Raw genomic sequence first — 20,697 nt, 5'->3', positions numbered from 1 at the left:
TTTATTCGTACTACATTGAACTTTATAACTTAACAGGTCTATTATGAAACACGTTGACCCTACTGTCAAATTGACCCTTTTTTCGTTTATATAAAACTTTTATCATTATTTCTTTTTAGTGTTCCTCACTACCATTCCCGTGTAATAGCAGTTGTAATTCATCTTGATTTAACTCCGAGAACCAATTAGATGTCCTGGATTCTTCGATTTGAGTATAAGTCATATATTGCGCTGCGCTTAGAGAAAATAAATCCTCAACCAATTCGTAGGCATGCAACGTCTGAACATTTCGCTTTTTCCACTTCTTTTTCACACACACTCCCCAGATGTCCTCCACTGTAACAGTGTTATACCCTTGCATAATAAATTCATTTCTTTTACTAATTAAAGCTGGTAAAAACTTTTGAAATAAAGCTTCGTACTCAATCGCCATCATTTCACTTCCTTTATGGTAGTTTTATCCGCTTCTGTTCGTGCATAGGATAATTGTATACGAATTTTCTTGAATTGAGAAGGAAGGGATAATATTGACTTCTTTTTTTCATGGCACTTTTTTATTAATGGGTGCTGTGTTCTTATCTAAGCTCTTGGGTTTCTTGTTTCGAATGCAATTTATGAGGGTTGCGGGCGAAGAGGCTGTAGGTACATATATGGCGGCATATCCGGCTTTTATTTTCTTCCTATCCCTAGTCCAACTCGGCATTCCAATTGCAGTAGCGAAAATTATTGCTGAACTGCATGCGAAAAAAAAGAAAGATCAATTAAGTGCTGTTATGAGAACAGCTACTTTACTGACCTTTCTTGCTGGTATTATCTTATTTCCTTTGATAATGCTTTTCATTCCGTATTTGTCCAACAATTTACTTCATGACGGACAAACCAAGCTTATTTTATATGTTGGCCTGGCAACGGTTCCAGTTGCCGCTGCATCTGCCCTACTCAAATCTTTCTTTCAAGGGCTAGCACGTATTGCAGAAACGGCTTGGTCTCAAACGATGGAACAAGTTATCCGTATTATTCTTATTACTTTTTTATTACCTTATGGTGTAAATGTAGAAGAACCAGCTTTAACTGCAGGGTTTGCTATGGTCATTACAGCAATTGCTGAAGCCGTCGCTTTCCTCTATCTGTATTGGCATTATCGAAAAGCAAATCGTTCAGGAATTCTACAGCCATCGAAAGATTATTATCCACCTAATCCAATATTAAAAGTAGCTCTTCCCTCAACTGGTAGTAAAATTTTTGGTACATTCACATGGTTTTTAGAGCCCATTGTCTTTTTAAAAGCGCTAACCTTAGCTGGTATGACAACCGTCGTTGCGACAAAATTATACGGGGTCATTTCTGGAGTGCTTGTTCCATTATTGTTATTCCCAGCTTTTGTACCATTTGCTCTATCAGTTGTACTTATACCCGCTGTAAGTGATGCTGTTGCTCGTGGAAATCACAAGTTATTAAAAGATCGTGTCCAAATTTCACTTCGATTATCGACGCTTGTAGGCTGTTTTACGGCTACATATTTTTTCATTCACGGTGATGAACTTGCGATGAAACTTTTTCATCTACAAGAAAATCGTGGTTATGTGAAATTATTATCGCCTGTCTTTTTCTTTTATTATATTCAAAGTCCACTAAATTCAATTTTACAGGCAGTAGATGAGGCAAATGCAGCTATGATGAATGCAGTGTATGGCGGTATTGGTAAATTGTTTATCATGTTCGTCCTTGCTTCTCAGTCAGGTTTACAAGAAAAAGGTGCGGTCATTGCGATTGGTTTCGGCGTACTCGTCACATCCTTCTTACATATCGCAACTATTCGTCAGAAGAAATACTTGCATACTGGCTTCCGGTTATTTGTCGTCCCTTATGGCTTATTCATTTTCGTAATCGTATTACGAACCATCCTAATGCCTACTGCAGGTCTTTCTGTTATCTGGAATAGTGCTATAACCTTAGGTATACTTTCTGTGCTTTTAATACTTTTCAATCAAATTAGATGGCGTGACTTTATGTATTTAACAAGAACAATGAGGAAACGGCTATGATGCCGCTTCCTTTTTTTGTACGTACAATTCATTTTTCTCAAAACAGCAATAGAATACTTCGGTAATATCATTAATATCTCGTTGCAATAGCTTTTCCAATAACCATTCTTCTGTTTTTTGTGTTAGCTTGAGATTACGATGTTGTACATCTCCATCAATAATTAAAGGTAATGTGGGTGGATCTTCATCTTTTACAAAAACAGAAAGATTGCCAGATGGTTCTAAAAAAGCATAAGCAACTTGCTGAACAGATCCCACCTGCTGTTCTCTTAACTGCTGACATAAATCATTTAAGTTATAACGCTGCTTCCTCATTTCACTTTCCATAATTACCCCATCCCGAATAATCGTAACCGGGTCACCATCAATTAAATCGCGAATCTTTTTACTTTTTAAAGTTATAAATGACAAGACAACTTGAATAAGGAGTAGCATAAGCATTGGCAAAACAGATTCAAATAACTTGCGCTGTGGATCATCAATCGCAAATGCCGCCACTTCTGCGATGAGTACGAATATGACAAGGTCAATCATACTCAGCTCGCCAACCTCTCGTTTCCCCATGAGCCGAAAAATAATCAAAATAAGAAAATATAAAAAGAAGGTACGAAATGCAATGATCATTAAATCGTTCATAGACGACTCCTTTTTTAAATAGAATGTGGAATATTGAACGATTTATACGAAAAAACATCGGTTTCAAAATAACTATTGTCTACCTATTTTAAAAATAGAATTGTTTGACACTTTAATTAATGTTCTACTTATAAATTATGGTTATATACTTTCTTAAATTATTGTTAAAAAAAAGACTACTCCACAACTTAAGTGTGGAATAGTCTTTTGGTTCGCTTTTAATTAGTTAGTTGCATCTTCAACAACACGACCTATTGCTGCGCGCTCGAAACGTAGTTTTGTGCCATCAGCAACTTTGATGACAACTGTTGTATCGTCAATCGCGTCAACTTCACCGTGTAATCCACCGATTGTCACGATTTGATTGCCACGTGATAAACTATTTTGCATTTGAGACGTTTTCTTACGTTGTTTTTGTGCTGGACGAATTAATAGTAAATACATCACACCAAACATAAGAATAATCGGGCCAATACCTTGTAAAATATCCATTGTATAAAATCCCCCTTTCTATATCTTTCAATAGTATACAAGAATCAGAAATTTTTTGCATTTGGTTTGTTGAAACCATATGCTTCAAAAAATTCTTCTCGGAAGTCACCAAGTCGATCCTCACGAATCGCTTGTCTTACTTTTCTCATTAGATCTTGTAAGAAATATAAATTATGATAAGAAGTTAATCGGATTCCAAATGTTTCTTCCGCTTTCAACAAGTGACGAATATACGCACGTGAATAGTTGCGACAAGTATAACAATCACAGTTCGGATCAAGCGGACCAAAGTCTCTTGCGAATTTCGCATTTTTGATTACTAAACGACCTTCGCTTGTCATGCATGTACCATTACGAGCAATACGTGTTGGTAATACGCAGTCAAACATGTCAATACCGCGAATTGCACCATCGATTAATGAGTCAGGAGAGCCTACTCCCATTAAATAACGTGGTTTTTCTGCTGGTAATAACGGTGTTGTATATTCAAGCATACGGTTCATAATATCTTTTGGTTCCCCTACAGATAGACCACCGATAGCGTAGCCTGGGAAATCCATTGATACAAGATCCTTGGCAGATTGCTTACGTAACTCTTCAAATTCTCCACCCTGCACGATACCAAATAGACCTTGGTCTTGTGGACGAGCATGAGCCTCTAGACAACGTTCTGCCCAACGAGAAGTACGTTCTACACTAGCTTTCATATATTCAAAAGTAGCTGGAAACGGAGGACATTCATCAAATGCCATCATAATATCTGCTCCAAGTGCATTTTGAATTTCCATCGCTTTTTCAGGACTTAAGAATAGTTTATCACCATTTAAGTGATTACGGAAATGAACGCCTTCTTCTTCAATTTTACGGATGTGGCTTAAGCTAAATACTTGAAAGCCACCCGAATCTGTTAAAATCGGACGATCCCAGTTCATAAATTTGTGGAGACCACCTGCTTCACGAACAATTTCGTGACCTGGGCGTAACCATAGGTGGTAAGTATTACTTAAGATAATTCCTGCTCCCATATCTTTTACTTCTTCTGGAGACATTGTTTTAACAGATGCTTGAGTACCTACTGGCATAAATGCTGGTGTCTCGAAAGAACCGTGCGGAGTATGCACGATACCAAGGCGTGCGCCTGTTTGCTTATCTGTTTTAATTAGCTCATATCTGATTGCTTGAGACATTGATTAATTTCCTTTCTGTGCTTTTGGACGGATAAACATCGCATCGCCAAAGCTAAAGAAGCGATAGCGTTCTTGTACTGCGATATTGTAAGCATTTAATATTATTTCACGAGTTGTTAATGCACTTACTAACATAACTAGTGTTGATTTTGGTAAATGGAAGTTTGTGATTAAACCATCAATTGCTTTGTATTCAAAACCTGGGTAGATGAAAATTGAAGTCCAACCACTATCAGCTACAACCTTACCATCATGGCGCTCTGCTATAGTTTCAAGTGTACGAGTAGATGTTGTACCCACTGCAATTACACGACCGCCATTTTGTTTCGTATCATTAATAATAGCTGCTGTTTCTTCTGTTAGATTATAAAATTCAGAGTGCATTGCATGTGTTTCAATTGTTTCGACATTAACAGGACGGAATGTTCCTAAACCAACATGTAATGTTAAGAAAGCTATTTTAACACCTTTCGCACGAATTTCATCTAATAAGTCTGATGTGAAGTGTAAACCTGCAGTAGGAGCCGCAGCTGAACCACGTTCTTTCGCAAAAACAGTTTGATAACGATCTTGATCATCTAGCTTTTCACGAATGTATGGTGGTAGAGGCATTTCTCCAAGTTGATCTAAAATTTCATAGAAGATTCCTTCGTAGTTGAATTTGAATAGTCTTCCACCATGATCTAACTCACCTGTACATGTTGCTTTTAGTAGTCCTTCACCGAAAGTTATTTCAGTACCTACTTTCACACGTTTTGCAGGTTTCACCAGTGTTTCCCATTCATCTTCATTTGACGTTTGTTTTAATAATAATACTTCGACATGTGCGCCTGTTTCTTCCTTCACACCCATCAAGCGTGCAGGCAATACACGTGTATCATTTAATACAAGGCAATCACCATCGCGTAGTTCTTCGATAATATCACGGAAAGTATGATGTGTCACTTCACCTGAATCACGATCTACTACCATTAAACGGCTTGATGTACGGTCTTTCAGTGGTGTTTGTGCAATTAACTCTTCTGGTAGTTCAAAATCAAAGTCTTCTAATTTCATTATTAACTTCCTTTTGTTTTATGTTTGTGATGGCAATGGATAGCCAAAATGCTCATAAGCTAGCGTAGTAGCTAAGCGACCTCTTGGCGTTCGCTGAACGAAACCAATTTGCATTAAATAAGGCTCATAGACATCTTCAATTGTCATCGATTCTTCGCCAATACTTGCTGCAATCGTATCTAAACCAACAGGACCACCTCTAAAACGTTCAATCATCGTTGTGATTAGTTTGTGATCGATATGATCTAAACCTAACGGATCAACTTGTAGTAACTCAAGTGCAGCTTGTGCCATCTCTAGTGTAATATCCCCGTCTCCAATAACTTGTGCATAGTCTCTAACCCTTTTTAATAATCGGTTTGCGATACGAGGTGTTCCACGGGACCTTCTAGCAATTTCTCCTGCTGCTATTTTATCAATATTGACATCAAAAAGCTCAGCACTTCTACATACAATTTCTGTTAATGATAGCTCGTCATAATAATCAAGTCGTAACAATACACCAAAGCGATCTCGAAGCGGAGCTGATAATGCACCTGCTCTTGTAGTTGCTCCTACTAATGTAAAAGGAGGTAAGTCAAGACGAACAGAGCGTGCCGCAGGACCTTTCCCAACGACGATATCTAAACAAAAGTCTTCCATCGCAGGATACAGTACTTCCTCAATTGCTCGAGGTAGACGATGAATTTCATCGATAAATAAGACATCTCCAGGCTCAAGAGAACTAACGATTGCTGCCAAATCTCCTGGTCGCTCAATAGCGGGTCCGCTAGTCATACGAATTTGGACATTCATCTCATTAGCAATAACTGCAGCTAAGGTTGTTTTACCTAGCCCTGGAGGTCCATATAGAAGTACATGATCCAGACTTTCTTCGCGCATTCTCGCCGCTTCGATAAATATCTTCAAATTATCTTTAACTTTTTGTTGGCCAATATATTGTGCTAGGTTCTGAGGTCTTAGTGATTGCTCAAATTGTTCATCAAAGTTAGATGCTTCACTCGATACAACGCGCTCGTCCATGAACTATTCCTCCTTTCTTTTATTTTTGTTTTAATAATAGTTGTAAAGCTTTCTTCATATATGCTTCAGTTGAAGTAAGTAGATTATCTTCATCAAGTAGCGGTCGAATTTTTGTTAACTCACGTTCAGAATACCCTAAAGCCGTTAACGCTAGTAAAGCTTCATCTAATTCATGTTTGTTTGGATTCACTCCAAATAGAGGCAATTCATCTTCTCCACTTGGTAACTCAACATTATCAAGTAATGCATCTAGTTTTCCTTTTAAATCTAAAATCATTTGGCGAGCTGTTTTTTTTCCGACACCAGGGAACTTTACAAGGAATACTTCATCTTCTTGTTCAATTGCTTGTATAACTTGAGACGGATTGCCACTTGCTAAAATAGCCATTGCTCCTTTAGGTCCAATACCCGATACTTGTATTAGTTTACGGAATAATTCGCGTTGCTCTAATGATTTAAAAGCAAATAATAGATGTGCATCTTCTCTTACGTGATGATGCGTATAGACTTGTAGTGATTCTTTTTGAACATGAAACGCAAATGGATTTGGCGTATACAATTGCCAACCAATTCCTTGCTGCTCCATGACGATATATTCTGGAGTAACTCTTGTTACTTGTCCAATTATGTAGTCATACATAGCAATTCCCCTTATATTCAACGCTATGATTATAGCATATTATTTGTTTCATTAGGATGTCAGACCTTTGTCAGATGACAGTAGAAAAAGATAGATCGCCTAAACGACCTATCTGAAGCTTATCTGTCATATCCTTTTCTCAAAAAAAGACAAACATCTATTCTATTTAAGACTTCCACTATCATACCATAATTTCGGCCAAGATGAGAGCGCCACATTTGTAAATGCCACAAGTTCTTCGATGAAAGCCGCTTTGCGCTGCGTAGCAATGACATCAACATAGAGCCATTCTCTTAACAGCTCATTAGGATAACGAATCGCCAGTAATTGCTCTTTCGGAAATCCTTGCAAAAGTGGCTGCTCCTCTAAAAGTTTAGGCAAATTGTAATCGACATGAGGAAGTACACGATGCATCCACATGATGATTTCATCCTCAGCATAACCAATAGCTGCTAAATCAAAATCAATCAAATACACCTTGCCTTTCTCTGTCATTAAAAAATTATGATGCACAACATCTCCATGCAAAATTGTTGTTTTTTTGTTTTTTACAGGTGGCATACTTTTTAGCGCTTGTTCTGCATAAATAATAAGCTGTTCTACAGCCGGAAAACCTAAAAACTGCGCTATCTGCTCTTTTTTAGCCTTGAATTTTAACAAACGATCGTGCCACTTCAACTGTAAATCATATTGTGGCAAAAACACCCCGAACTCAGGCCAATTGATATCACTATTTGTTGCATGTAGCCTATACAACAATTCTAATGTTTTTGTTCGCTCTTCAATACGGTTAAATTTCACTGATCGCACATTAGATGCCCATGGTTGCACTATAGCAGCAGGGTCATCACTTGCAATAACCGGTAATATATTCGGAAATTCAGCCTTTTTTAATTGGTGATGAACAATACGAACCTTGTCAGCCGTTCCTTTATTCCCGTACCGTTTAATCGAATAATTATGCCCATTAATAGTCCATTGCCAAACGTTCGGCTTAACCCTTCTGAAAATACCGCTCTGATTCACTTCAATTATAATCTACAGAAGTTCTAGGTTGTGGGTACGGTTGGGGCTGTTGACAACCACCCGGAGATGTCGGCCAATTTGGCATTGGCATACTTGGCATCGGCATATTCGGCATTGGCATCGGCATTGGCATTGGCATCATATTGTTAGGTTGCTGCCATTGTTGTCCTTGAACTGGCCATTGCGGTGGCATTGGTTGCTGCCATTGCGGTGGCATTGGTTGTTGCCATTGCGGTGGCATTGGTTGCTGCCATTGCGGTGGCATTGGTTGTTGCGGACCATGGTGATGTCCAAAACCTAAAGACTCATCAAATCCACAATCTCTAGTTGATTCAGGCATTTGCCAACCTGATGGCGGCATTGGTGGCATTGGTTGTTGATTTTGCCAACTTGGTTCTTGTGGCATTGGCATTGGTGATACTCCACCCCATGGCGACATTTCATTTGGCGGACTTGCTGGCATGCCTGTTGGTGGCCATGGTTGTTGATTTTGCCAATTCGGTTCTTGTGCCATTGGCATTGGCATTGGCATTGGTGATACTCCACCCCATGGCGGCATTTCATTCGGTGACCATGGTTGTTGATTTTGCCAATTCGGTTCTTGCGGCATCGGCATTGGCATTGGCATCGGCATTGGTGATACTCCACCCCATGGCGGCATTTCATTCGGCGGACATGGTGGCATGCCTGTTGATGGACATTGTTGCTTCATTGGTGGCGGACATGGCGGCATCATTGTTGGCGGACATGGCGGCATCATTGGCGGCGGGCATGGTGGCGGCATTGGCGGCGGCATTGGTGGCAGACTAGGCTGTATCGGCTTTATCGGCGGCGGCGGTGGTGTAGGCTTATGTTCTCTTATCGGTTGAATAATTATTTCCTCTTCACGTTGTTCAACAAACTCTATACGTGTTTTGACTGGACGATGATGTTCATGTGGATGTATATGTGGAACAGGTACTGGCTCCACAATTGGTGCTTCTTTTACTGGGTGATGTATTGGCGCCTCTTTCACCGGACGATGGTGATGTATTGGTGCCTCTTTCACCGGATGATGGTGATGTATCGGTGCCTCTTTCACCGGATGATGGTGATGCTTTGGTGCCTCTTTCTCATGATGGTGGTGATGCATCGGTGCTTCCTTCTCATGATGATGGTGATGCATCGGTGCTTCCTTCTCATGATGATGGTGATGCATTGGTGCTTGTTTTACCGGTTGGTGCATTGGTGCTTCTCTTACTGGATGATGTATTGGTGCTTCTTTTACTGGGTGCTCCTTATGTGAGTGAGTCGGCGCGTCCTTTTTAGGTACAGCAGGCAAGAAAATCTCCATACCCGGTACGATATAATCGGGATTCGCCAAATGGGCATTTAAGCGTTTCAAATCTTCAAAAGAAATGCCATACTGTCTTGCGATTTTCCATAAAGTATCGCCTTTTTGGACCGTATGAGTGCGCATTTTATTCCTCCTTCCGTCTTTACATCATATGAAAAGCTTTCACAATTGGTCACCCGATTTTATATTTCAGTGAGGGCCTTTCATGTTACACTATGAGTTGAGAAGGGCAATTTATGCTTGCATTAGAGGTGATTTAGATGAAAAAATTATTAGGAGAAGAACGTAGAGAGATACTTCTGGATATGCTAAAGCGAGAAGGACAACCAATTACCGGTACTGAACTCGCAAAACGCACCAGTGTATCGAGACAAGTTATTGTCAGCGATATAGCCTTACTAAAAGCACGTAATGCACCGATTATTGCGACTAGCCAAGGTTATGTATTATTTACTGCTAATGCAGATACAACGCTCTATGAACGTCAAATTGCATGTCGTCACACATCTACCGATACTGAAGAAGAATTAAATATAATCGTTGATGCCGGAGTCACGGTGAAAAACGTTACTGTAGAACATGCCGTATATGGGGAAATTACAGCTTCCATCATGGTCTCAAGTCGTCACGACGTACAACAATTTATGCAAAAGCTGACCGACACAAAATCAAATCTTTTATTGGAGCTAACAGAAGGAATTCATATCCACCTTATTTCTGCTTCCTCTGAAGATAAATTAAATTTTGCTGTACAGCAATTACAACAAAAGGGCTTTTTAATTGCGACAAATTAATTTTCTGTATATAAAAACCTCTTAGCAAAAAGGCACTGACCTAAAAATATGAGACAAATAAAAACACCTTTCGTTGAAAAAATGGGTATCCTACCTTTAAAAACCAACGTGGAGGTGTTTTTTCTATGGGGACAAGAGTCAGTTATCCAGTAGAAATTAAAATGAAGGCAATTGAGATGAGGTTAGCTGGGATTCCTGTAAAGCAAGTATTAGAAGAGTTGAATATTCGTAATCACAGTCAATTAAAAACATGGTTGAAATGGTATCGAAATGGTGAATTACATCGGATTGAACAGCCAGTGGGTAAACAATATACCTTCGGTAAAGGCCCTGAATATGGAAGTGAAACCGCAAAGTTACAAGCTGAAAATCGTTATCTAAAACAACAGATTGAAGTATTAAAAAAGTACGCAGAGTTGGAGAGGAAGTGGTCTCAAGAGTCGTAGTTCAATTAGTGGAGGAGTTAAAAGGAAGAATGTCAATTGGTGAAATCTGTCTTCATTTAGGAGTTGCCCGTTCGTCTTACTATCGTTGGAAAGCAAAAGTTCATACGCAAACACCAAAGGAGCTTCGAGACCAACAAATTGGTAACTTGTGCAAGCTACACAAATTTAGATACGGTTATCGAAAAATCACAAAATCATTAACAGGTATTAGTGAGAAAACAGTGCAACGTGTGATGCAAAAATATAACTGGCAGTGCCGTGTAAAAGTAAAGAAACGTAAACGTACGGGCCAACCAGCTTACATCGCTCCCAATTTATTAGCCCGCAATTTTAGTGCAACAAAACCATTAGAGAAGCTCGTAACAGATATTACCTACTTGCCTTTTGGACAAACCATGATGTATCTTTCAAGTATATTAGATCTGTTTAATGGCGAGATTATTGCACAAACTATTGGGTCTAAGCAAGATACAGCCTTTGTTTTAGATACGCTCAATCAATTACCTAATTTACCAGAGGGCTGCATTCTGCATAGTGATCAAGGATCTGTATATACATCTTATGTATATCAAAAAACAATCAAAGAAAAGGGAATTACCATGAGCATGTCTTGTAAAGGCACGCCCGTTGATAATTCCCCAATCGAAACGTTTCACTCCTCGCTAAAGTCTGAAACGTTCTACCTCGACGAAATTTACCGCACGACAAATGCGCGCGTAATAAATATGGTCGAAGAATACATTTATTATTATAACAATATCCGGATTAAAACGAAATTAAACAGCCAGTCGCCGGTACAATATCGTCAACTGGCTGCAAAATAAGGTGTTTTCTTATTGTCTCAAAAATGATACTCAGTGCCAAAATGCTAAGAGGTTTTTATATTTGTTTTTCAACCTTGACTATTTTTATATGTATAATACGTGCCGAGTGATTTTACCGAACATCCTAATGCAGATAGCTCATCAATCGCACCTCTCATCATCGGTGCATTTTCATCTTCTAGCACATCAACAATAAAGAAATAGTCGCCTAAACCAGTTTTCAACGGTCTTGACTCGATTTTACTTAAGTTAATTTGGCGCCATGCAAATACAGATAGTACTTGATGTAATGCTCCTGAACGGTCATTAGGTAACGTAATCATTACCGTTGTTTTGATTTGTTCCTCGCGCTGCTCTTTTTCAATCCGTTTATTAGTTCTTGATAGAACGAAAAACCGTGTATGATTAAAATGGAAATCATGAATATTATCTTGAACAATGTTTAAGCCATAAGTCTCTGCTGCAGAAATATTACCAATTGCAGCAATACATTGATCAGGGTTTTCAGCTATATATTGAGCTGCTGCTGCCGTCGATGTGGTTTGATTTAACGGAGTCCCTCTAAATCTGTAATATAAATATTTGTGACATTGAGCAAGAGCATGAGGGTGTGAATAGATGCCCTCAATACCTTCCCAATGATCAGCGTATTTTGGATTTACCATTAAATGTTGTGCAATTGGGGATAATACTTCTCCAACTACATATAAATCCGCTTCATGATATAAATAGTCAATTGTTAACGGTACAGATCCTTCAAGCGCATTTTCTACAGGTACTACTGCTAAATCCACTTGACTGGATGCGACTGCTTCAATGCACTCCGGAATTGTTTTGTAAGGAATAAGCCATTCGTTTGGAAATAACTCTTGCGTAGCTAAATACGTAAACGTGCCTGCTGGGCCTAAATAAGCCACTCTATTTTCCCACTCTTTTGATGTCAATTCAAAAAAGCCCCCTTATAATGCGCCTGAACTAATTACCTCTGCTGACTCTACAAAATCTAATTTTTTTAGTTGCTGTATTAAATCATCTAACTCTATATCCATAGCTGTCACATCTAACGATAAAGTCACGTTCGCTCTTCCTTGAATTGGAATCGTTTGGTGAATGGTCAAAATATTACAATGCGTTTCAGTGACAGTCGATAATAGACGTGCTAATGTTCCTTTACGATCTTCAAGCTGTAAAAAAACAGTTAAAATACGCTCTTGAACAATAGAGTGAAAGGGGAAAACAGCATCTCGGTATTTATAAAATGCACTACGAGATAAATCTACTTGCTTAACAGCATCCCATATTGAAGAAACGGCACCCGTTTGTAATAGATACTTCGCATCAAGTGTCTTTTGCATGGCATCTGTCAGAACATCTTCGCGTACTAAATAATAGCGTTGATCTGCTACATTTTTCATCTCTTTCCCCCCTAAATACTTACTCTATAAATTCAAATTCAAATTCAAGTAATCGAACAATATCGCCGTTTTCAGCGCCACGTTCTCTTAATGCTTCATCAACACCCATACCGCGTAATTGACGTGCAAAACGTCGAATTGAATCTTCACGACTGAAGTCAGTCATTTTGAATAATCTTTCGATAGAAGAGCCACTTAATACGTACGAACCATCATCGTCACGTGAAATTTCGAAGTCAGGACCTTGTGATTCATGTTTGTATAAAACAGTAGCATCTGTTTCTTCTTCTTCTACATCATTCAATGCAAATTCAGGTGTTACTTCTAATAAGTCTGCTACAGCGAATAGTAATTCTTTCAACCCTTTACGAGAAACAGCAGAAATCGGGAAAATTTTCGCATCTTCTCCTACTTTTTCACGGAAAGCTTGTAAGTTTTCTTCCGCATCAGGCATGTCCATTTTATTGGCAACAATAATTTGTGGACGTTCTGTTAAACGTAGATTATATTGTTCTAATTCTTTGTTAATTGTTAAGTAATCTTCATAAGGTTCGCGGCCTTCCATACCAGACATATCAATAACATGCACGATTACGCGTGTACGCTCAATATGACGTAGGAATTGATGTCCTAGTCCAACACCTTGGTGTGCACCTTCAATCAACCCTGGTAAATCTGCCATTGCGAAACTACGGCCATCTTCTGTTTCAACCATACCTAAATTTGGCACGATTGTTGTGAAATGATAAGCACCGATCTTTGGTTTTGCTGCAGTAACAACTGATAGTAATGTTGATTTACCTACACTTGGGAAACCGACTAAGCCTACATCAGCTAATACCTTTAACTCTAATATAACATTAAGCTCTTGTCCTGGCTCGCCTTTTTCAGAAAGTTCTGGCGCAGGATTTGATGGTGTTGCAAAACGAGAGTTTCCTCGTCCTCCACGTCCACCGCGAGCAATAATAGCCGTTTGACCGTGTTCTACTAAATCAGCAATAACTCGTCCATCTTCTTCAGAAGTTACGATAGTACCAGGTGGCACTTTTACATAATAATCTTCTGCATTTTTACCATGTTGGTTTTTACTCATACCATGATTACCGCGTTCTGCTTTGAAATGACGTTTATAACGGAAATCCATTAATGTACGTAGACCTTCTTCAACGATAAAGATTAAGTCCCCACCGTTACCACCATCGCCACCTGCTGGGCCACCATTTGGTATAAATTTTTCGCGACGGAAAGCTACCATACCATCTCCGCCGTCTCCACCTTTAACAAAGACCTTTACGTGATCAACAAACATTTAAATACCCTCCTTGCTTACTTCTATGCAATAACACCAATCTTCATTTGTATAATGATTATTTTTAATCATTATTGATTGATGCTCTAATTTTTCTTCGAATGGCTTCATATCCCATGAGCCCTTTAAATGAAATGAAATTTCTAATTTTTCTTGCGTTGAGTTGATGTGAAGTGATAGATTTTGCTCTATATATGGGTTTAATGAAGAATATACATAGGAGACAGTCCGCTCTAAATGATCTTTGATCGGTCTATCTAATGCTATATCCACCTCAGAGTCAACGTTACTTAGAATTGTTACTTGATAGGACGGATAACGCCATTTCAATGTGTGTAACCATTCAATCGTTTTTGGTAATCCTAATTGATTAATATTGAAGAAAATACGGCATTGTTCTGCCACTCCAGAAACAACTTCCTTTGAGCCCTCAACACGTCCCATATCCAAATTAATCTTTATTAGTTGAAGCTGATTTAAAAAATCATGGTGTGCAAAGCGTAGCACTTCATTTACGGTGAGAGGCTTTTCAGTCATTGTACACACTCCTCCAATAAGATGTTCAGTCTTCAGTATACCAATTTTTCATCGGTTTTTCTCGCATTAGAAAAACAAGGCCTCCGCTAACTTGAGCGAAAGCCGATTTAGAACAGGAACTGGTTACTAAAAACATACTTTTTACCAGTGCATGAAAAAGGACTGCAATAAATGCAGTCCTTAGCTTTTGAAATTAAGCTTCTTGAGCGACAGGGTATACACTTACTTTTTTCTTGTCGCGACCGTAGCGTTCAAATTTAACTACGCCGTCAACTTTTGCAAAAAGTGTATCGTCTCCACCGCGGCCAACGTTTTCACCTGGATAAATTTTAGTACCGCGTTGACGGTAAAGAATTGATCCACCAGAAACGAATTGACCATCAGCACGTTTAGCTCCAAGGCGTTTTGACTCAGAGTCACGACCGTTCTTAGTAGAACCTACCCCTTTTTTCGAAGCGAAAAACTGAAGATCTAAAGTTAATAACATCATCTGTTCCACCTCCTACATTTGGGAATATGATATCTGAATATATTGTCCGTAACTCCCACGACTTTCCACAATTGATTCCAATTGTGTAATCATTGTTCGAACAATAAGTTGTAATTGACTGTCTAATTCTTCATCTAAATCGGCTGGCAATGTGACGTGGAGATATCCACCTTCACCATTTTGCTGAATAGTCGGCTCAACTTTTAGTATTTTGTACATGGCATTAACACCGCCAAAGGCAACTGTTGATGCTGATGCGCATACTAAATCTTTACCGTGTTCATCAAATTCTGCGTGACCTTTCATTTCAAATGAAGATACATGTCTGTTTTCATCGTGATTAATCGTTACTTGGATCATTTAATCACCCTCACTATTAAGCGTTGATAGCTTCAACTACTAATTTAGTGTAAGGTTGACGGTGACCTTGTTTACGACGGTAGTTTTTCTTAGCTTTAAGTTTGAAAACAACGATTTTCTTTTGACGACCGTGTTTTTCAACTTTAGCTGTTACAGTAGCGCCTGCCACGAATGGAGCACCAACTTTAACTGCTTCGCCACCTACGAATAAAACTTTGTCAAAAGTAACCACTTCACCATCTTCTGCGTTTAATTTCTCAACGTAGATTTCTTGGCCAGCTTCAACTTTGATTTGTTTACCACCAGTTTCGATAATTGCGTACATATCTGCACCTCCTCTTATAACTCAGACTCGCCCTCAATCAGGTGATCCCGAAAGATACTTAAAACCTTTTCAGCGCGGTTGTAGTAGCACGGGTGCTACAAACAATAACATTAAAATACTACCACATAGAATCTACTAAGTCAATATATTCAACGCATACTTTTCAAATGCTTTAGTATATTTTCGATATCGCCACTCTTTTATATTTTGAAATAAAATAAATAGAAATAAAAAGAGCAAAAAAACGGATTTTGGTAAAAATAAAATACAGCATACCAGAACCGCTAAACAAGTGATTATTGAATACTTTAAAAAAAACTCATGTATTTCATACATTGGTTCTTTTCCACTTATTAAAATTTCAACTATACGACCGCCATCTAATGGCCAAATCGGCAATAAATTGATAAATAAAATAAAGCACTGTATGTATATTAACGGTTCTTGAAGAGGCCCTGGCATGAATAGAGCCATAATTAAGAGAAAAAGTGTAGCAATAGGTCCAGCAGCCGCAACTACCAACCTATGCCTTTTACGAATCTTCTGCGTTTTCGAAAGTCTAATTTCCCCACCATAAGGCATGATCGTACAACCTTCAATTATAAGTTTATATTTACTTGCAGATATTAAATGACCACACTCATGCCAAAGCAATGAGCCGAGAATCATGGCATAATGAGCTACATTACCTGACAACAACAATATAATTATTATCGGTATCATTGTTGGATGTATACGAAATTTCTGTAACTTTATCTTCATCCTTACTTCATCCACTCTTTTATCGCAGTTGAATCAAGCATAGTACCCTTTTTCTCAACTTGTAAATAAAATCGACCTGACGTTAAATTCGAAATTGTTTCTCCTTCTTTAATAGAGGTATATGGTAGTATTGTCAACTCATCTAGAAAACCATACGTAACATTTTCTCCATTTTCATAAATGACAGTCATCGTCTTCCCTAACGATTGCGTATGTCCAGTAAAAATGACAATTCCATCTTGTCTTGCTCGGATACTAATATTCTCTTTATAAGAAAGAAGAGCACCGTTCGAAAACGGCTGTAAAGTTGAAAACGCAGCGAGCTCTCCCTCATACAGAGGGGCTGTTACAGTAATTGACTCACCTTGTTTACCATCCGGATTAAGCAAACCCTTTGTCCAATTTCGTAGCATAACAAAGTCTTCACCAGAACTTGTAATTTGCTTAATGTTCGTCTGCATCGTGCCATTTTTTTCAAGCAACGAAACCGTGACTACACTAAGTGTAATGAGGAATGCCAAAATCCACTTCATTTTATTTTTCAAAATCTTCACCTCATAGTATTCTTTATTGCAATATATGAGAAGAGTCAATATTTCATTACAGACTGTAGACAAACTCGAAAATACCGAGTTTTCTGCAGTCTTTTTATTCTTATACAAGATAGATCTGGTTTTCCGAAGCTTACCGCTCGCTTTCCACGGGCGAGCGCCGAGCCGCTTCGTCGCTACGCTCCTGCAGGGTCTCGTCTGTCTCGCTTTTTCCGCAGGAGTCGAACAGACGCTTCTCCAAACCAAAAAACGCCAACTCCCGCTTCCCCATTATTTACATGTTACATATAAACTTTATAGCAAATTATTTATGATTTTTGAGAGAAATGAATAATTAAACTCGTTTTTTCGGTACTGAGTTTAATTTCCTTATTCCCATATTTACCTTTAATATTACTTTCAAACAAAAAGACTACTCCACACATTTTAAATGTGGAGTAGTCCAACTAAAAGAGAACAATATTTACCTCATCCATGCTTGTCCAATTACGGAAGAGTTTATTTAGAGAATAGTGATTTGAGTTTAGCAAACATGCCTTTACTCTCACCTTCCAATGTCATAAGCGGCACCGATTCACCTAGGATTCGTCGTACGATATTGCGATATGCTAAAGCCGCTTGTGTAGTCGGCTCCATCACAATCGGCTCACCCTTATTGGATGAGCTAATCACATTTTCATCATCTGGAATGATTCCTACCAAATCAATTGATAAGTGTGTAGTAATTTCGTTCACATCTAATGTATCGCCGCGATTCATTAAATGTGGACGAATCCGATTAATTATTAATTTAGGTGGTTCTATTTCTTCTTGTTCTAACAAACCAATAATACGATCAGCATCACGTACCGCTGAAATTTCAGGTGTTGTTACAACTATTGCTTTATCTGCACCAGCAACAGCGTTTTTATAACCTTGTTCAATTCCTGCTGGACAGTCAATTAAGACAAAATCATAATCTCTTTTTAATTCACCAATTAACTGTTTCATTTGTTGTGGTGTTACTGCTGTCTTGTCTGTCGTTTGAGCAGCAGGTAATAAAAATAGTAATTCATCAAAGCGTTTATCTTTTACAAGTGCTTGATGAATTTTACATCGACCTTCAATAGCATCTACTAAATCATAAATAATGCGGTTCTCTAATCCAAGGATAACATCAAGGTTGCGTAAACCGATGTCTGTATCAACTAAGCATACTTTTTTTCCTTGAAGGGCCAATGCAGTTCCTAGATTTGCAGTAGTCGTTGTTTTACCAACGCCTCCCTTACCAGAAGTTATTACAATTGCTTCTCCCACATTAGCTTCCTCCTTTAAATGTAGACAGATTTGGTCTAAATAAACGCAAATCTTGCAAGCGGTCAATCGTAATATGACCATTTGAATGTATGTACGCACATTCCATTTCAGGTGTTTCAGATAAAACGGCTAATTCATTTGTCATAAGTTCCATCAAGTCTGCAATCAGTAGATGGGTGGCTTCAAGCCAAGACGCTGCTATAACTGCTTCACGGTTACCTTTTGCTCCTGCATGAGCAATTCCCTTTAAACGTCCTAAGACGAAAATACTACCGCCAGCTTCAACTCTAGCATTAGGATTTACATCTCCAACAACTACTAAGTCACCTTCCGCACGAATAGTTTGTCCCGATCGTACGATACCCACATAAGTAGCTGATCTGCTTTCTACCACTCTACGATTACTTTCCTCTACAGAAATTACATCGCTCTTAATCTTTGAAACTTTTAAATGCTCGGATTGCTGAACAATATGCAATATTTCTTTTAATTGTTCTTCATCACAATATCGATTTCCTAATTGAATCTGTACTTCAGCTTGACCTTCCATACCTTCTTCGGACACCTTACGCTTAAGTTCATCGATTAACTCTGAGTAAGCGCATTGATCGTCTAGTCGAAGCACAAGTCCATCCTTCGTACCTTTAATATAGACTAGCTGCTTTGTCGACAAATGCGTCACCTCACGATTTTTTATAAAATGGATTGATTTGCTTTTTGCAATACGCGCGCTTGTATTAAATATCTAAACGTCCAACCAAGCATAATGAGGAAAATGGAGTTCGCAATCATTGTTGGTATTAGACGCTGATTTAAAAATTCTGAAAATGGAATAGTCGTAAATCCAATTATTAAGAAAAATTGATGTAAGATTATCTCTAGTAATGCGACTAATAGTAACGATAATGTTGTTGTTACAAACAAATGCTGATGGATATATTTTACTGTAGAACCTGCTATAAAACAAATAAATGGGTACAAGAATGAATATAATCCAATAATATCAATGTAAAAGATATCATACAAGAGTCCAAAAATTAATCCATATAGCATAGCTCGTTTCCGATTATAATAAATCGAAAGAAATATCAAATATAGTATCAAAAATCTCGGTACTAAATAGGCTAACTCACCATTCCACTCAATCGGTGAAAATAGAGCGAATTCAGTTTCCAAAAAGAACAGCACAACAGCGACTAGAGGAATTAGAAAACGTGCCATCATTTTCCATCCCCAGTCGTGTTAGTAGTAGTTTTATTTGTTTCGTCATTGTTTGTTTTATTACCATCAGAACCATCGATATTAATAGATTCTCTTTTCGCAATAATAACATGATCAAGCATTGAAAAATTAGCAGCTGGTTTCACATAAGCAAGTTTTGTTAAACCATAATCATCTGTAGTAACTTTCGTTACTTCCCCAATCAGAATACCTTTCGGGAAAATACCGCCCAAACCAGATGTCATAACTTTATCGCCTTTTTTCACATTCAAACTAGAGTCAATACGTTTTAGTATTAATTCGTTACGTTTTTCATCGAATCCTTCTATTAAGCCAAATACTTGTTTTTTATTTGCAACAACCGCGGAAACACGATAGTTCGGATTATTTGTAGTCAATAACTCTACTTCGGATGTATACGGTGTAGTTTGCACAATTTTACCGATTAAGCCTTCAGATGTTCTAACAGCCATGTTGACTTTTATACCATCCATCGTACCTTGATCCAGGATCAACTTTTCTTCCCATTGATCAGGATTACGCGCAATAACCGTTGCTTGAATTGGGTTGAATTTCTTCAAATCCGCTTTTTTATCAATTATAGCTCTTAGCTTGTCATTTTCAATCTTTAAATCATTGACTTCGCCCTGCAGTACTGCAAATTCTTCCAAACGCGATTTTAATCTTTTGTTTTCATCATACGTGTTTAATAATGCATCGACATTATTAAAGATTCCTGTTATATAGTGCGCCGGCTTGGACACTATAGATTGTCCAAAACCGACCGTATCTTTAATAATTTGTTCAGGAAGCGAGGCGTTTTGACGATCGCGTAAGGAGAAGCTAATCAATGCCACGAGGAAAATTACGCCGACAAGCAGCAAAATTAATCGCTTATTCGAGAAAAACTGTGGCATTGCCTAAAC

25 protein-coding genes and 1 other annotated feature are annotated in these 20,697 nt (G+C 38.3%); of the genes, 3 read left to right on the top strand and 22 right to left on the bottom strand.

The features are described from left to right. Positions 1-115: 115 nt before the first annotated feature. Positions 116-436, bottom strand: a complete 321-nt coding sequence (locus ACZLO7_RS06975) for a post-transcriptional regulator (RefSeq protein ID WP_464940749.1) — start codon at positions 434-436, stop codon at positions 116-118. 91 nt (positions 437-527) lie between these two features. Between ACZLO7_RS06975 and ACZLO7_RS06970 the strand changes: the two genes are divergently transcribed. Next, positions 528-2,045 (top strand): putative polysaccharide biosynthesis protein, encoded by a 1,518-nt coding sequence (locus ACZLO7_RS06970; protein WP_464940750.1) that lies wholly within the window; start codon positions 528-530, stop codon positions 2,043-2,045. Here ACZLO7_RS06970 and ACZLO7_RS06965 read toward each other — a convergent pair. From ACZLO7_RS06965 to ACZLO7_RS06930, 8 genes are all read right to left on the bottom strand, one after another. Next, the gene (locus ACZLO7_RS06965) at positions 2,040-2,681 is read right to left on the bottom strand and encodes a DUF421 domain-containing protein (protein ID WP_464940751.1); all 642 of its coding nucleotides are present in this window, start codon (positions 2,679-2,681) and stop codon (positions 2,040-2,042) included. The genes ACZLO7_RS06970 and ACZLO7_RS06965 overlap by 6 nt on opposite strands. Positions 2,682-2,903: 222 nt before the next feature. Then, entirely contained in the window at positions 2,904-3,173 is a 270-nt protein-coding gene (yajC, locus tag ACZLO7_RS06960) for a preprotein translocase subunit YajC (protein ID WP_464940752.1), read from the bottom strand. A gap of 44 nt (positions 3,174-3,217) precedes the next feature. Beyond that, complete coding sequence (gene tgt, locus ACZLO7_RS06955; RefSeq protein ID WP_427750727.1) at positions 3,218-4,360, bottom strand: tRNA guanosine(34) transglycosylase Tgt; 1,143 nt, start codon at positions 4,358-4,360, stop codon at positions 3,218-3,220. Between the two features lie 3 nt (positions 4,361-4,363). Beyond that, positions 4,364-5,416 carry a tRNA preQ1(34) S-adenosylmethionine ribosyltransferase-isomerase QueA gene (gene queA, locus ACZLO7_RS06950; protein ID WP_464940753.1) on the bottom strand — a complete coding sequence of 351 codons (1,053 nt, stop codon included), beginning with the start codon at positions 5,414-5,416 and terminating at the stop codon, positions 4,364-4,366. 18 nt (positions 5,417-5,434) lie between these two features. Next, positions 5,435-6,439, bottom strand: a complete 1,005-nt coding sequence (gene ruvB, locus ACZLO7_RS06945; protein ID WP_464940754.1) for a Holliday junction branch migration DNA helicase RuvB — start codon at positions 6,437-6,439, stop codon at positions 5,435-5,437. Between the two features lie 19 nt (positions 6,440-6,458). Next, entirely contained in the window at positions 6,459-7,079 is a 621-nt protein-coding gene (ruvA, locus tag ACZLO7_RS06940; protein WP_464940755.1) for a Holliday junction branch migration protein RuvA, read from the bottom strand. 162 nt (positions 7,080-7,241) lie between these two features. Further along, complete coding sequence (locus ACZLO7_RS06935) at positions 7,242-8,105, bottom strand: phosphotransferase (RefSeq protein ID WP_464940756.1); 864 nt, start codon at positions 8,103-8,105, stop codon at positions 7,242-7,244. 1 nt (position 8,106) lies between these two features. After that, positions 8,107-9,564 (bottom strand): LysM peptidoglycan-binding domain-containing protein, encoded by a 1,458-nt coding sequence (locus ACZLO7_RS06930; protein WP_464940757.1) that lies wholly within the window; start codon positions 9,562-9,564, stop codon positions 8,107-8,109. Between the two features lie 137 nt (positions 9,565-9,701). On the opposite strand from ACZLO7_RS06930, the gene ACZLO7_RS06925 reads away from it, so the two are divergent. Continuing rightward, positions 9,702-10,235: a transcription repressor NadR gene (locus ACZLO7_RS06925; protein ID WP_464940758.1), complete on the top strand. Its 534-nt coding sequence runs from the start codon at positions 9,702-9,704 to the stop codon at positions 10,233-10,235. A gap of 125 nt (positions 10,236-10,360) precedes the next feature. Next, a protein-coding gene (locus ACZLO7_RS06920; RefSeq protein WP_511261377.1) for an IS3 family transposase occupies positions 10,361-11,505 on the top strand; the annotation gives its coding sequence in 2 pieces (ribosomal slippage) (positions 10,361-10,634 and positions 10,634-11,505; 1,146 coding nt in all). Between the two features lie 68 nt (positions 11,506-11,573). On the opposite strand, the gene pheA is transcribed toward ACZLO7_RS06920, so the two are convergent. From pheA to mreC, 13 genes are all read right to left on the bottom strand, one after another. Then, a complete protein-coding gene (gene pheA / locus ACZLO7_RS06915; protein WP_464940999.1) occupies positions 11,574-12,449 on the bottom strand; it encodes a prephenate dehydratase in 876 nt (291 codons plus the stop codon). Between the two features lie 15 nt (positions 12,450-12,464). Further along, positions 12,465-12,920, bottom strand: coding sequence for a transcriptional regulator ThrR (thrR, locus tag ACZLO7_RS06910; protein ID WP_038187384.1), 456 nt, complete (start codon positions 12,918-12,920; stop codon positions 12,465-12,467). A gap of 19 nt (positions 12,921-12,939) precedes the next feature. Beyond that, positions 12,940-14,229, bottom strand: coding sequence for a GTPase ObgE (obgE, locus tag ACZLO7_RS06905; RefSeq protein ID WP_464940998.1), 1,290 nt, complete (start codon positions 14,227-14,229; stop codon positions 12,940-12,942). Then, complete coding sequence (locus tag ACZLO7_RS06900; protein WP_464940997.1) at positions 14,230-14,766, bottom strand: Spo0B domain-containing protein; 537 nt, start codon at positions 14,764-14,766, stop codon at positions 14,230-14,232. Between the two features lie 193 nt (positions 14,767-14,959). Continuing rightward, entirely contained in the window at positions 14,960-15,253 is a 294-nt protein-coding gene (gene rpmA / locus ACZLO7_RS06895; protein WP_038188306.1) for a 50S ribosomal protein L27, read from the bottom strand. Positions 15,254-15,268: 15 nt separating this feature from the next. Next, on the bottom strand, positions 15,269-15,616 hold the full coding sequence (locus ACZLO7_RS06890; protein WP_464940996.1) for a ribosomal-processing cysteine protease Prp: 348 nt from the start codon (positions 15,614-15,616) through the stop codon (positions 15,269-15,271). A 16-nt stretch (positions 15,617-15,632) separates the two neighbouring features. Continuing rightward, positions 15,633-15,941 (bottom strand): 50S ribosomal protein L21, encoded by a 309-nt coding sequence (rplU, locus tag ACZLO7_RS06885; protein ID WP_427733436.1) that lies wholly within the window; start codon positions 15,939-15,941, stop codon positions 15,633-15,635. Positions 15,942-15,954: 13 nt separating this feature from the next. After that, positions 15,955-16,031: a sequence feature (ribosomal protein L21 leader region), on the bottom strand. 45 nt (positions 16,032-16,076) lie between these two features. After that, positions 16,077-16,703, bottom strand: coding sequence for a site-2 protease family protein (locus tag ACZLO7_RS06880; RefSeq protein WP_464940995.1), 627 nt, complete (start codon positions 16,701-16,703; stop codon positions 16,077-16,079). 2 nt (positions 16,704-16,705) lie between these two features. Beyond that, the gene (locus ACZLO7_RS06875; protein ID WP_464940994.1) at positions 16,706-17,248 is read right to left on the bottom strand and encodes a peptidoglycan DD-metalloendopeptidase family protein; all 543 of its coding nucleotides are present in this window, start codon (positions 17,246-17,248) and stop codon (positions 16,706-16,708) included. 504 nt (positions 17,249-17,752) lie between these two features. Continuing rightward, positions 17,753-18,550 (bottom strand): septum site-determining protein MinD, encoded by a 798-nt coding sequence (gene minD, locus ACZLO7_RS06870; RefSeq protein WP_464940993.1) that lies wholly within the window; start codon positions 18,548-18,550, stop codon positions 17,753-17,755. Position 18,551: 1 nt separating this feature from the next. Beyond that, the gene (gene minC, locus ACZLO7_RS06865) at positions 18,552-19,223 is read right to left on the bottom strand and encodes a septum site-determining protein MinC (protein ID WP_464940992.1); all 672 of its coding nucleotides are present in this window, start codon (positions 19,221-19,223) and stop codon (positions 18,552-18,554) included. A 20-nt stretch (positions 19,224-19,243) separates the two neighbouring features. After that, positions 19,244-19,771 carry a rod shape-determining protein MreD gene (gene mreD / locus ACZLO7_RS06860; protein WP_464941001.1) on the bottom strand — a complete coding sequence of 176 codons (528 nt, stop codon included), beginning with the start codon at positions 19,769-19,771 and terminating at the stop codon, positions 19,244-19,246. Further along, positions 19,771-20,688 (bottom strand): rod shape-determining protein MreC, encoded by a 918-nt coding sequence (mreC, locus tag ACZLO7_RS06855; RefSeq protein WP_464940991.1) that lies wholly within the window; start codon positions 20,686-20,688, stop codon positions 19,771-19,773. Before mreC ends, mreD begins: the two co-directional genes overlap by 1 nt. Positions 20,689-20,697 lie beyond the last annotated feature (9 nt).

The organism is Viridibacillus sp. d25.2 (assembly GCF_055456015.2).
This window is presented reverse-complemented; position numbering and strand designations above follow the sequence as displayed.

Coding starts and splice junctions, on each gene's coding strand:
- ACZLO7_RS06930 (WP_464940757.1), bottom strand. CDS start 9,564: ATGCGCACTCATACGGTCCAAAAAGGCGATACTTTATGGAAAATCGCA.
- ACZLO7_RS06975 (WP_464940749.1), bottom strand. CDS start 436: ATGATGGCGATTGAGTACGAAGCTTTATTTCAAAAGTTTTTACCAGCT.
- ACZLO7_RS06900 (WP_464940997.1), bottom strand. CDS start 14,766: ATGACTGAAAAGCCTCTCACCGTAAATGAAGTGCTACGCTTTGCACAC.
- ACZLO7_RS06890 (WP_464940996.1), bottom strand. CDS start 15,616: ATGATCCAAGTAACGATTAATCACGATGAAAACAGACATGTATCTTCA.
- rplU (WP_427733436.1), bottom strand. CDS start 15,941: ATGTACGCAATTATCGAAACTGGTGGTAAACAAATCAAAGTTGAAGCT.
- ruvA (WP_464940755.1), bottom strand. CDS start 7,079: ATGTATGACTACATAATTGGACAAGTAACAAGAGTTACTCCAGAATAT.
- mreC (WP_464940991.1), bottom strand. CDS start 20,688: ATGCCACAGTTTTTCTCGAATAAGCGATTAATTTTGCTGCTTGTCGGC.
- rpmA (WP_038188306.1), bottom strand. CDS start 15,253: ATGTTATTAACTTTAGATCTTCAGTTTTTCGCTTCGAAAAAAGGGGTA.
- mreD (WP_464941001.1), bottom strand. CDS start 19,771: ATGGCACGTTTTCTAATTCCTCTAGTCGCTGTTGTGCTGTTCTTTTTG.
- ACZLO7_RS06925 (WP_464940758.1), top strand. CDS start 9,702: ATGAAAAAATTATTAGGAGAAGAACGTAGAGAGATACTTCTGGATATG.
- thrR (WP_038187384.1), bottom strand. CDS start 12,920: ATGAAAAATGTAGCAGATCAACGCTATTATTTAGTACGCGAAGATGTT.
- obgE (WP_464940998.1), bottom strand. CDS start 14,229: ATGTTTGTTGATCACGTAAAGGTCTTTGTTAAAGGTGGAGACGGCGGA.
- tgt (WP_427750727.1), bottom strand. CDS start 4,360: ATGTCTCAAGCAATCAGATATGAGCTAATTAAAACAGATAAGCAAACA.
- ACZLO7_RS06965 (WP_464940751.1), bottom strand. CDS start 2,681: ATGAACGATTTAATGATCATTGCATTTCGTACCTTCTTTTTATATTTT.
- ruvB (WP_464940754.1), bottom strand. CDS start 6,439: ATGGACGAGCGCGTTGTATCGAGTGAAGCATCTAACTTTGATGAACAA.
- yajC (WP_464940752.1), bottom strand. CDS start 3,173: ATGGATATTTTACAAGGTATTGGCCCGATTATTCTTATGTTTGGTGTG.
- queA (WP_464940753.1), bottom strand. CDS start 5,416: ATGAAATTAGAAGACTTTGATTTTGAACTACCAGAAGAGTTAATTGCA.
- ACZLO7_RS06880 (WP_464940995.1), bottom strand. CDS start 16,703: ATGAAGATAAAGTTACAGAAATTTCGTATACATCCAACAATGATACCG.